13 protein-coding genes, 1 tRNA gene and 1 pseudogene are annotated in these 11,138 nt (G+C 63.6%); 1 reads left to right on the forward strand and 14 read right to left on the reverse strand.

The window, feature by feature from the left end:
- Positions 1-68: 68 nt before the first annotated feature.
- Positions 69-1,098 (forward strand): annotated as a pseudogene (locus tag GYH35_RS35395) (methyltransferase).
- Between the two features lies 1 nt (position 1,099).
- Here the strand turns inward: GYH35_RS35395 and GYH35_RS09430 are convergent.
- From GYH35_RS09430 to ruvC, 14 genes are all read right to left on the reverse strand, one after another.
- Positions 1,100-1,825, reverse strand: a complete 726-nt coding sequence (locus GYH35_RS09430) for an oxygen-binding di-iron domain-containing protein (RefSeq protein WP_161815726.1) — start codon at positions 1,823-1,825, stop codon at positions 1,100-1,102.
- Positions 1,826-1,944: 119 nt separating this feature from the next.
- Positions 1,945-2,020, reverse strand: a tRNA-Lys gene (locus GYH35_RS09435).
- Between the two features lie 71 nt (positions 2,021-2,091).
- Positions 2,092-2,772 (reverse strand): 7-cyano-7-deazaguanine synthase QueC, encoded by a 681-nt coding sequence (gene queC, locus GYH35_RS09440; protein WP_161828254.1) that lies wholly within the window; start codon positions 2,770-2,772, stop codon positions 2,092-2,094.
- Between the two features lie 15 nt (positions 2,773-2,787).
- A complete protein-coding gene (gene queE, locus GYH35_RS09445; RefSeq protein ID WP_161815728.1) occupies positions 2,788-3,480 on the reverse strand; it encodes a 7-carboxy-7-deazaguanine synthase QueE in 693 nt (230 codons plus the stop codon).
- A 68-nt stretch (positions 3,481-3,548) separates the two neighbouring features.
- Positions 3,549-4,322: a tol-pal system protein YbgF gene (gene ybgF, locus GYH35_RS09450; protein ID WP_161815729.1), complete on the reverse strand. Its 774-nt coding sequence runs from the start codon at positions 4,320-4,322 to the stop codon at positions 3,549-3,551.
- Positions 4,323-4,333: 11 nt separating this feature from the next.
- On the reverse strand, positions 4,334-4,858 hold the full coding sequence (gene pal / locus GYH35_RS09455) for a peptidoglycan-associated lipoprotein Pal (RefSeq protein ID WP_161815730.1): 525 nt from the start codon (positions 4,856-4,858) through the stop codon (positions 4,334-4,336).
- A gap of 148 nt (positions 4,859-5,006) precedes the next feature.
- Complete coding sequence (gene tolB / locus GYH35_RS09460) at positions 5,007-6,329, reverse strand: Tol-Pal system beta propeller repeat protein TolB (RefSeq protein WP_161828255.1); 1,323 nt, start codon at positions 6,327-6,329, stop codon at positions 5,007-5,009.
- A gap of 41 nt (positions 6,330-6,370) precedes the next feature.
- Positions 6,371-7,312: a cell envelope integrity protein TolA gene (gene tolA / locus GYH35_RS09465; RefSeq protein ID WP_161828256.1), complete on the reverse strand. Its 942-nt coding sequence runs from the start codon at positions 7,310-7,312 to the stop codon at positions 6,371-6,373.
- Positions 7,313-7,318: 6 nt separating this feature from the next.
- Positions 7,319-7,768, reverse strand: coding sequence for a protein TolR (tolR, locus tag GYH35_RS09470; RefSeq protein WP_161815987.1), 450 nt, complete (start codon positions 7,766-7,768; stop codon positions 7,319-7,321).
- A gap of 5 nt (positions 7,769-7,773) precedes the next feature.
- The gene (tolQ, locus tag GYH35_RS09475; protein ID WP_235936742.1) at positions 7,774-8,484 is read right to left on the reverse strand and encodes a protein TolQ; all 711 of its coding nucleotides are present in this window, start codon (positions 8,482-8,484) and stop codon (positions 7,774-7,776) included.
- Positions 8,485-8,514: 30 nt separating this feature from the next.
- Positions 8,515-8,943 carry a tol-pal system-associated acyl-CoA thioesterase gene (gene ybgC / locus GYH35_RS09480; protein WP_161828257.1) on the reverse strand — a complete coding sequence of 143 codons (429 nt, stop codon included), beginning with the start codon at positions 8,941-8,943 and terminating at the stop codon, positions 8,515-8,517.
- Positions 8,936-9,970: a Holliday junction branch migration DNA helicase RuvB gene (gene ruvB / locus GYH35_RS09485; RefSeq protein WP_161815734.1), complete on the reverse strand. Its 1,035-nt coding sequence runs from the start codon at positions 9,968-9,970 to the stop codon at positions 8,936-8,938. Before ruvB ends, ybgC begins: the two co-directional genes overlap by 8 nt.
- A 21-nt stretch (positions 9,971-9,991) precedes the next feature.
- Entirely contained in the window at positions 9,992-10,597 is a 606-nt protein-coding gene (gene ruvA / locus GYH35_RS09490) for a Holliday junction branch migration protein RuvA (RefSeq protein WP_161815735.1), read from the reverse strand.
- On the reverse strand, positions 10,594-11,133 hold the full coding sequence (gene ruvC, locus GYH35_RS09495) for a crossover junction endodeoxyribonuclease RuvC (protein WP_235936743.1): 540 nt from the start codon (positions 11,131-11,133) through the stop codon (positions 10,594-10,596). Before ruvC ends, ruvA begins: the two co-directional genes overlap by 4 nt.
- Positions 11,134-11,138: the final 5 nt, after the last annotated feature.

Consider the following 11,138-nt stretch of genomic DNA (forward strand, 5'->3'; position numbering starts at 1 on the left):
TCATGCACACGACTGCACGGATCAGCGGCTCTGGAGGACTTCCCCTTCCCCTATCTGTGAGCGTCATCATGAGCGACTCTTCCAGCGACGTTGCGCACCTGATGGAAGTCGGCTTCGGCTTCTGGCCCGCCAAGGTTCTGCTGACCGCGGTCGAGCTCGAAGTGTTTACTAAATTGAGCGACCGGTCGATGACAGGTGAAGAGCTCGGTCGCGCTTTGGCGCTGCATCCGCGCGGCATCTGGGATTTTCTCGACGCGCTGGTTGCGCTCGGGTTCCTTCAACGCGACGGCGACGGCGTAACGGCGCGTTATAGCAACACCGCGGCCACCGCGCAGTTTCTGGACAAGAATCTTCCGAGTTACATCGGAGGCATTCTCGAGATGTGCAGTCACCGGCTGTTTCGATTCTGGGCCGATCTGGGCGAAGCGCTGCAAACCGGCCGGCCGCAGAACGAGGTGAAGCACACCGGCAAATCCATCTTCGAAGCGCTGTACGCCAACGAGGCGGGGCTCGAGCAGTTCATGAGCGCAATGCGCGGCATCTCCGCGCCGAACTTTCAAGCACTGGCTGAGAAGTTCGATTTCTCGAAGTATCGAACTCTCTGCGATGTCGGCGGCGCGACGGCACTGCTATCGACACTCGTTGCGGCCCGCCACCCGCACCTGCAGTGTGTGAGCTTCGATCTGCCCCCCGTCGAGCCGATCGCGCGCCGCTTGGATCGCCAAGGCATCGCTGTCAGATCGCGTGCAGGCGGTATCTGGCAACTTCTTCGAGCAGCCGCTGCCCCAAGCCGATGTCATCACCATGGGCTTGATTCTTCACGACTGGAACCTGGAGAAGAAGCGGCACCTGATCCGCCTCGCATACGAGGCGCTGCCACCCGACGGCGCCTTCATCGCCATCGAGAACCTGATCGACGACGCCCGCCGCGAGAACGCGTTCGGTTTGATGATGTCGCTGAATATGCTCATCGAGTTCGGCGACGCCTTCGATTTCACCGGCGCGGACTTCTGGAGCTGGTGCCAGCCCGCGGGCTTCCGTCGCTATGAGGTCCTGCCCCTGGCAGGCGCATGCAGCGCCGCCATCGCATACAAATAAATCAGCTGGCCAGTCGGCGTCCCAGCGCTCGTAATAGCTGCGCGCCATCGCCCTGCCATGCGCTCCCATGCATGCACGCGAGCGTCGTCGGCTGCTGCTCCGCGAGTCGATCCAATGTCGCTACGGTTTGTGGAGCGTGAGCGAAATAATCCATGGGTCGGCGGAACGCTTCGCTGGGCTCGAGAATGTCATCAGTGGTGAGAGCACGCTCGCCCTTGCCGCCTTGAGTGAACAAATCACCGCAGAAGAACGTGTGCGTCGTCGTTTCCATCAGCAATCCACACTCCCAGGAGTGCGGGACGTGCGGTGTGAAGAACCAGCGAAACCGACGGCTGCCAGTGACGAATTCCTCGCCGTCCTTCAGCGACCGCGGCGCACGGCTGGCGAAATCGGAAACGCTGGTCATCGCGGCGATGTGGCTGCAGAAAGGCGTCGCATGCGGAGCTGCGGCGAGAAATGCATTGAGCGCACCGCATTCGTCCGCCTCGAAATGCGACAAACCCACATGCTTGAGGCGCGCAACAGGCATGACGCTCGCAATCGCCGCCTGCACCAGCGGGAACAGTTTCTGCTGGCCCGTATGAAACAACACCGGCTCATCGTCGACGATGAGATATTGATTGAAGCTGAAAGCCGCGCCCGAGCCGATCGCGATCGGCGTGTTGATGCGGTAGATGGCGGGGCCGATTTCCTGGATGTTCGTGCCCGTGGTCGTGTCGGTGATCATGTTTCCTCCGTCGACGACGCTATTGAAACATGCAGGGGCCGATCCACCGCTCCCGGAAAGCCGGGCTGCGCACAAACGGTGGAGTCCTCACTGGGTGAGGACTCGCCTTGCAGATGGAATGGTGGGTCGGGAGGGACTCGAACCCTCGACCAATGGATTAAAAGTCCAGTGCTCTACCAACTGAGCTACCGACCCAATCCAACTGAAGGCGGGTCAGGCCAGGCGGCCTGACGGGGCGCGCATCATACCTAAAGAGGCGCGGAAATTCATCGAAAATACCGCGTCGGGTCCGGCACGCCGGCGGACTGGAAACCGGCGCGGCGCAGACGGCAGGAATCGCAGCTGCCACAGGCCCGGCCGTCGGCATCGGCCTGGTAACAGGACACTGTCAGAGAATAGTCCACACCCAGGGAAACGCCGCGCTGGATGATCTGGGCCTTGGTCAGGTCGATCAGCGGTGTGACGATCTTGAAGGCCACCGTGCCCTCCACGCCCGCTTTGGTCGCCAGGTTCGCAACGCGCTCGAAGGCCGCGACGAACGCCGGCCGGCAGTCCGGATAGCCTGAATAGTCGACCGCATTCACGCCGATGAAGATGCGCGGCGCCTCGAGAACCTCAGCCCAGCCCAGGGCAAAGGACAGCATCACTGTGTTGCGAGCGGGAACGTAGGTGACCGGAATGCCGACCTGCGGCGACTCGGGCACGGCGATGCTCGTATCGGTCAGCGCCGATCCGCCGATGCCGCCGAGATCGATGCGCAAGGTGCGATGCTCTACGGCGCCCAGGGACTTGGCGACGCGGTCAGCCGCGTCCAGCTCGGCCCGATGCCGCTGACCATAATCCACGCTCAGCGCGTAGCACTGAAATCCCTGCTCGCGGGCGATCGCAAGCACGGTGGCGGAATCCAAGCCACCGGACAACAGCACGACTGCGCGAGAACCGGACATGACGCGTGATCTTCTCTATTTACCGGGCGTATCGCCCCACAACACTTTATGCAGCTGAATCTGCAGCCGCACCGGCAGCCGCTCATCCAGCACCCACTGCGCCAGATCGCGCCCGTCCACCTGACCGTAGCTCGGGCTGAACAGCACCATGCAGCGCTCGTACAGCCGGCGCTCGCGGATGAAATCCCGAGCCCACTCGAAATCGGCGCGACTGCAGAGCACGAACTTCACCTGCTCTTCCGGCCGCAGCACCTCGAGATTCTCGTAACGATTGCGCTCGACTTCGCCGCTTCCCGGCGTCTTCACATCGACGACCCGCACGACGCGCGGATCGACATTGCTCACATCGATCGCGCCGCTGGTCTCGAGCGACACGCGATAGCCCGCATCGCACAGCTTCTGCAGCAGCGGGAAACAACCTTTCTGCGCGAGCGGCTCACCGCCCGTGACGCACACATGCTTCGTCTCGAACGCCGCGACCTTCGCCAACACATCGTCGAGCGAAGACCATTCGCCGCCGTAGAACGCGTAGGCCGTGTCGCAATACTGACAGCGCAACGGACAGCCGGTGAGACGCACGAATACCGTGGGCCAACCGACGCTGTCGGCTTCACCTTGAATCGATAGGAAGATCTCGGTGAGCTTGACGCGCGTGGCGCCAGGGCCGGTGACGGCGGAATCGACAGTGGTTGCGTCAGCGAGATTCATGAGCCTGATCCAACCACTTGAGCGAGCGTGTCATGCGTGGCGCCCCGGGAAGGGGCGCCACCGATGAGTTATCGCCCCTCGCTGTCCAGCTTCGCGAGCCGCTGGCTCGCGAGACGGGCGGCGGTGGTATCGCCAAAACGCTGCACGACCTGGCTGAGCGCGGAGCGCGCCTCAGTCCAGTTCTTCAGCTCGTAATTGCAGTAACCGATCTTCAGCAGCGCATCCGGGATCTTGCGCGACTCCGGATACTTCTCGATCACCGTGCGGAAATCGCGCAGCGCATCCGGATACTGCTTGGTCACGTAGTGCGCTTCACCGAGCCAGTACTGCGCGTTGTCGGCCAGCGGGCCGTTCGGGAACGTCGTCAGGTACTGCTTGAACGCGTTGATCGCTTCCGGATATTTCGCATCCTTGAGCAGATCGAACGCGGCCTGATAGTTGGCGCGATCGTCACCCTGCGGGATCGGCAAGCCGCCCGCCGGCGGTACGACAGTGGACGCCGACGCACCGGGATTGCCTTCGAGCGCCGACAGCCGACGATCGACATCGCCGTACATTTCACGCTGCTGCGTCTGGCTCTGCGTGACCTGATGCTGAAGCTCGTCCAGCTGACCGCGCAGCACCCGCGTTTCCGCCTGCGCCGCTTCGATCCGTTGTGACAGATCGAGCAGACTTTGATTGGCGAGCACGCGCTCGAGCCGCAACAGGCGGCTGTCGAGCTCGGACAACTTCTGCACCGTCGGATCGGCTTCCGGCGGCGTCGTGACGCAACCCGACAGCACCGCCGCCGCGGCGGCGATCAGTCCGACGCGAACGGCAGCCAAGTTTGGCGCAACTCTCATGACCGCTCGGCTCATCGACCGTAGACCAGCTCGACGCGGCGGTTCTTGCCATACGCCGTTTCGTCGCTGCCCTGCACGGCCGGACGCTCTTCGCCGTAGCTCACGGTGGTGATCTGATTTTCAGTCACGCCCTGGAGCATCAACGCGCGACGCACCGCCTGCGCACGACGCTCGCCCAAGCCGATGTTGTATTCACGCGAGCCGCGCTCGTCGGAATGACCTTCCAGACGAACCTTCCGCTGCGGGCTGCCGTTCAGGAACTTCGCATGCGCGGCCACCACCGGCACGAACTCCGGCTTGATCTCGGCGCGGTCGTAATCGAAGTAAACGATCACACCGGCGGCCTTGGCCGCTTCCATCGCCTGCTGCTCGGCCGACAGCGCGCTGCTGCCGACGCCGCTGCTGTCCGCACCTTGGGTGCTGGTCGACGGGCCTACCGCCTCGGACGTGTTCTGCGCCTCGGGCAGGGGCTTGTTGCCACAGGCCGCCAGCATCAGGCCACTCACCGCGATCAGCATCAGCTGCGTTACACGCATCTACACTCTCCTGGATTTGATTGTTACGACCGGCGAACCCGCTGAAAAATCCGCCTGTCGCCATTCACAGACCAAAACTGCGGCGAATTTTGCCACAACTTCGGCCCGCACACGGCGCTTCGGCGGACTTTTTCCAGTCCGATACCTGCTAATTCGTGCTCGTCGGAGCAAATGGCGCCCAAACCGGCTCGCGCACTTCGCCCACCGTATTGGTGAACCGCTCCGCCGTGCGGCCGTCGGTCGAGACCGTCGCCAGCACGCCACGACCCCGATCCTGCGTCGCGTAGATCAGCACCGCGCCATTGGGCGCGAAGCTCGGACTCTCGTCCTGGCGTCCTTCCGACAGCACCTGCATGCCCTTCGAGGCCAGATCGATGACAGCAATTCGGTAATTGCCGCGATCCAGGGTCACGACCGCGAGCTGTTTGCCATCCGGCGAGACTCGCGGCCGGGCGTTGTAGCCGCCCTCGAAGCTCACGCGCGTGGCGCGCTTCGGGTTGTCGACCTCGATCTCATAAATCTGCGGCCCGCCGGCGCGATCGGAATTGATGTACAGCTTCTTGCCGTCGGACGACCAGCTCGGCTCGGTATCGATGCCCGGATCGAACGTCATGCGCGTCAGCACCTGACTGTTCAGCTCCAATGTATAGACGTCGACATCGCCGTCTTTACGCGACAACGTGAGCGCCAGGGTCTTGCCGTCGGGCGACCACGCTGGCGCACCGTTGATGCCGGCGCGAGCGGACACTCGTTTGCGCTCGCCCGTGCGCACGGTCTGCACATAGATCGCTGAGGCTTTACCCTCGAAGGAGACGTAAGCGAGGCTCTGACCATCGGGCGACCACGCCGGCGACATGATCGGCTCGTCCGAGCTGAGCAGCGTGCGCTGATTCTCGCCGTCGTAATCGGAAACGACCAGCTTGTAACGCTGCTTGGGCGGCGTGCCTTCCGCGTTGACGAATGCCACGCGCGTCGAGAAGGCGCCGCGCACACCGGTGAGCTGCTCGAAAATGATGTCCGCAACACGATGCGACAGCGCGCGCATGTTATTCGCGTTCGCCGTGACACGCCGCGGATCGCTCGGCTGTCCCAACTTCTGACCCGTCAGCACGTTGTAGATCTCGAATTGCGCGGCATAGCCCTGCCCTTCGGGCATCAGCTTGCCGACCACGATGAAGTCGGACTTGAGATAACGCCAATCCTGGAAGCGGATCTGATCGCCCTGGGTGGGTCGATCGATCATTTCCTTGGGATCAAGCGGCGCGAAACGGCCGCTGCGTCGCAGATCGGCAGCGACGACTTCCGCGACATCGAACGGCGCGGCGCCGCTGGAGGTCCAGCCGAATGGCACGATGGCGATCGGCACCGCATCCTCGGCGGACTTGGTGATCTCGATGACCAGTTGCGCGTTGGCCGCGACTGCGAACCACGACAGCGCGAAGCAAACGAAGACGGCAAAAGTTTTTTTCATCAGTCAAAGCTCCTTCGAGCGAAATCGGATGGCCACGCGCGTCAACCGCCGCCCGGCCTGAAGTTGAATGTGATTTCCGGCTGGAACAGGCGCGGATTGGGCGGCGCAGGCAAGGGCGATGCGCTGATTACCGCGTTTTGTACAGACTGCTTGACGGCGGCATCGCCATTGCAGCTGCCCACCCTCGCCGACAAGACGACGCCCGCGGGCGTTTGCCTCACCGTCACCTGACACAGCAAATCGTCGCGCGCCGAGAGCGGACGGTTCCAGCGACGCTGCACCGCCTGCTGGATCATAGCGATGTACTGCGCCGCCTCGGGTGAGCTGGCAGCAGCGGCATCGGCGGCCGCGTTGGCTTCTTCTTCCTGCAATTGACGCTGCAAATCCGACTCCACAGCCTCCTGCCTACGTTTGTCGTCGGCGGCCTTGCGTCGCTCGGCCTCTTCACGCTGCTTGCGCTGGATCTCGGCAACGCGCTTCGCTTCTTCCTCGGCGCGCTTCTTGCGCTCCGCTTCGGCGGCGGCACGTTTCTTCTCCGCCTCCTGGCGCTCGCGCAGCTGCTGCTCTTCCGCCTGGCGGCGCTGTTCAGCGTCCTGGCGTTGTTTCAATTCGACCTGACGCTCCGCTTCCGCCCGTTGTTCCGCTTCCTTGCGCTGAACCTCTTGCTGCTCGCGGCGCTGCTGCTCGGCGGCCTGCTCCTGGTCGCGCTGCTTCTGTTGCTCGGCTTCGCGCTCGCGTTCGCGCTGGGCCTGCTGTTCGCGCTGCTGTTGCTGAGCGCGATCACGCTCGCGCTGCTGACGTTGCTGACGGGCAGCGTCATTCAGCATTTTCGGATCGACGACGACCGCCTGGATCGCGAGCTGCACGGGCGGCGGCGTGCGCTGCATATTCAGCATGGTCAAGCCGAAGATGCCCGCAAACACCGCGTGCAGCAGCAGCGCGCCGAGAATGTACGTCCAGTGTTGTTTGACGAAATCGACCATGAGGCCTTAGCGCTTCTTGTTATTCCGCGCTTCCGCCGGATCGGTGATGAAGCCCACCTTCTCGGCGCCCGCTTCTTGCAACAGCACCATGCCGTTGACGACGCGGCCATAGGGCACATTGGTGTCGGCCTTCACCAGCACCGGTGTCTGCGGCTCACGCTTCAACACCGTCGCGACGCGCTCGACGACGGCGTCTTCCTCGAGCGCCGTTTCCTCGTCCTTGCCGATGTTCAAGTAATACTCACCGGACGAGTCGACGCTCAGGATCAACGGCTGATGCTGGCGCATCAGGTCTTCCGGCAGCGGCTCGGCGGCGGCCTTGGGCAGATCCACCTTGATGCCCTGGGTGAGCATGGGCGCGGTGATCATGAAAATGATCAGCAGCACGAGCATCACGTCGATGTACGGCACGACGTTCATCTCGGCGACGAGCCGCTTGCCGCGGCGGGCGTTCATCGGGCTCATGCGTGCGCCTCGGCGCCACGCGACTCACGAGAAGCCGAAGCGTGACGCTGCAGAATCGTCGACAGTTCTTCGGTGAACGTGTCGTAGCGCACTTCGATGCGGCTCACCTGGTCGGCATAGCGGTTGTAGGCGACCACCGCGGGGATGGCGGCAAACAAACCCATGGCCGTGGCAATCAACGCCTCGGTGATGCCGGGAGCCACCATCGAGAGCGTCGCCTGCTGCACGTTACCCAGACCGTGGAACGCATTCATGATGCCCCAGACGGTGCCGAACAGACCGACGTACGGGCTGGTCGAGCCGATGGTCGCCAGCATCGCGAGGCCCAGCTCCAGCCGATCGCTTTCCCTGAGCAACGCGACGCGCATGCCGCGGCGTGCGCCTTCGATCAGCTGAGCGGAAGCGATGCCGCCTTGCTGGCGCAGACGTGAGAACTCACGGAAGCCCTGCTCGAAAATCGCCTCCATGCCCCGGGTGACACGGCGGCTCTGGTCGATGGTGCGAAACATCGCGGTGAGATCGCCGCCCGACCAGAACGTTTCCTCGAAGCGGTCGGCATCGGTGCGCGCCTTCTTCAGCTCGGCGCGTTTACGCAGCATGATGGACCAGGACACGAGCGACGCCAGCAATAGCAGCGCCATCACGATCTGCACCACGATGCTGGCGTTGAGCACCAGCTCCAAAGGATCCAGGTTCTCTGACATCATTCCCGATCTCTCCCGATTATTTGTCGGACCTCACCCCGCGCTGCGCGCGGCGGTGGTCGAATTCAACAATAGATCCTTGGGCATCGCCGTCGGCCTCAAGCTCACGGCATCCAGGCTCGCCACGCGCACCTTGCCTTCGACCAGCAGCTCGCCCTCGAGGCTGCCGCGAAACACCTGTTGCTGGAACGTGAAGCTGGCGCGCGTGCGCTCGGCGATCTCACAAGTCACCAGCAGCTCATCGCCGTAACGCGCCGGCCGGCGATAGTGCGCTTCGATATCGACGACCACGAACATCAAGCCGTGCTGCTCCTTCAACGGCAGCTGTTCGACGCCTGCGGCGCGCAGCCATTCGGTGCGGGCGCGCTCCATGAACTTCATATAGTTCGCGTAGTACACGATGCCGCCGGCATCCGTGTCTTCCCAATAGATGCGAACCGGCCAGGCAAAGGGCTTAGCCATCAAACAGCTCGCCAGTCCCGGGCCGTTCCGGCAACTTCAAACCGAAGTGCTGATAGGCCGTGCGCGTCGCCATGCGGCCGCGGGCGGTGCGCATGATGAAACCTTGCTGGATCAGATACGGCTCGATCACATCCTCGATCGTGCCGCGCTCCTCGCCCAGCGCCGCCGACAGGCTTTCCACGCCCACCGGCCCGCCGTCGAATTTTTCGATGATGGTCAGCAGCAGCTTGCGGTCCATGAGATCGAAGCCCAGCGGGTCCACGTCCAGCAAATCGAGCGCCGCCTGCGCCACTTCGTCCGTAATCCGGCCATTGGCGCGCACTTCGGCATAGTCACGCACGCGCCGGAGCAATCGATTGGCGATACGCGGAGTTCCCCGGGAGCGCTGTGCAATCCGGCCCGCGCCGGCCGTATCCGCCGGCACGCCCAGCAGGCTGGCCGAGCGAGTCACAATACGTTGCAGCTCGGCCTGATCGTAAAACTCCAGACGCTGCACGATGCCGAACCGGTCTCGCAACGGCGAGGTCAGCAGGCCGGCGCGAGTGGTGGCGCCGATCAGCGTGAACGGCGGCAGGTCCAGTTTGATGGAGCGGGCGCCCGGGCCTTCGCCGATCATGATGTCGAGCTGAAAATCTTCCATCGCCGGATACAGGATCTCCTCGACCTGCGGACTGAGCCGATGAATCTCGTCGACGAACAACACGTCATTGGCCTGCAGATTGGTCAGCAGCGCCGCGAGATCCCCGGCCCGCTCGATCACCGGGCCCGAGGTCTGCCGAAGATTCACACCCAGCTCGTTTGCGACGATGTTCGCCAGCGTGGTCTTGCCCAGGCCCGGCGGACCGAAGATCAACACGTGATCCAGCGCTTCGCGCCGGTTGCGCGCCGCCTGGATGAATATTTCCATCTGCGTCTTGACCGCCGTCTGGCCGACGTAATCGGCCAGTTTCTTCGGCCGCACGGCGCGGTCGAAGGCGGCTTCATCGCCCTGCGAGGCGGCGGAAACGATGCGGTCCTGCTCGATCATGCCTTGATTGATAGCTGTGAATTAGCGGCTGACAGCGGCCTGCAGCGCGCGGCGAATGATTTCCTCGGTGGTCTGCACCGACGCGTCCACCGCCTTCAGCAGCCGCGTCACCTCGGCAGGCTTATAACCCAGCGCCACCAGCGCGCTGAAAGCCTCCGCTTGTGGACCAATCGTAGCCTCGCCGGTTCCGCCCGAAGGCAGCACAGCCTGCCCGGTGTCGCCAAATCCCTTCACCCGGTCGCGCATCTCGACCACCAGGCGCTCGGCAGTCTTGCGCCCCACGCCCGGCGTGCGGACCAAGGTGTCGATGTCCTGCGCCTCGATGCACATCAGGAAGGCATCGACGGTGAGGCCGGAGAGCAGCGCCAGCGCCAGCTTCGGCCCCACATTGGAAACTTTCAGCAGCTCGCGAAACAGCCGCCGCTCCCGCTCGGTGCCGAAGCCGAACAGGATGTGCGCATCTTCGCGGACCACCAGGTGCGTGAACAAATGAACGTCCGCCCCGGCCTGGGGCAGCCCATAGAACGTCGACATCGGCGCTTCCAGCTCATAGCCGACGCCGCCCACGTCGATCACCAGCTGCGGGGGTTGCTTGGCGGTCAGCCGACCGCGCAGAAAACCGATCATTGGGCCAAGCCCGCGGCGAGCTGCTGCAGCTGGCGGTCGAGATTGCGCGAATGCGCATGGCAAAGCGCGATGGCCAGCGCGTCGGCCGCATCGGCGCCGAGCGGCCCGGACAGATTCAACAAACGTCGCACCATCAACTGCACTTGTTCCTTCTGAGCGGCGCCGGTTCCCACGACGGCCAGTTTCACCTCACGAGGCGCGTACTCAAAAACACGAGGACGCACGGCAAAAGTCGCACTCAACGCCGCCCCTCGCGCCTGTCCGAGCTTCAACGCGCTGTCGGCATTGCGGTGCATGAACACGCGCTCGATGGCGACCTCGTCGGGCTGGTACTGGTTGGCGAGCTTATCCACCCCGGCAAAAATTTCCTGCAGCCGATCGGCCAGCGAAGCGCCGCGGGCCCGGATCGATCCGCTCACGACGTACGTAACCTTTGGCCCGGTCTCCACCACCGCGTAACCGGTGCATAACGAGCCCGGATCCAGACCCAGGATTCGCACCCTCGCTGCCGGCGCCGCTGTCGTCGTCGCGGCCACGGAGC

This window comes from Steroidobacter agaridevorans, from assembly GCF_009932555.1.
Classification (GTDB): Bacteria; Pseudomonadota; Gammaproteobacteria; order Steroidobacterales; family Steroidobacteraceae; genus Steroidobacter; species Steroidobacter agaridevorans.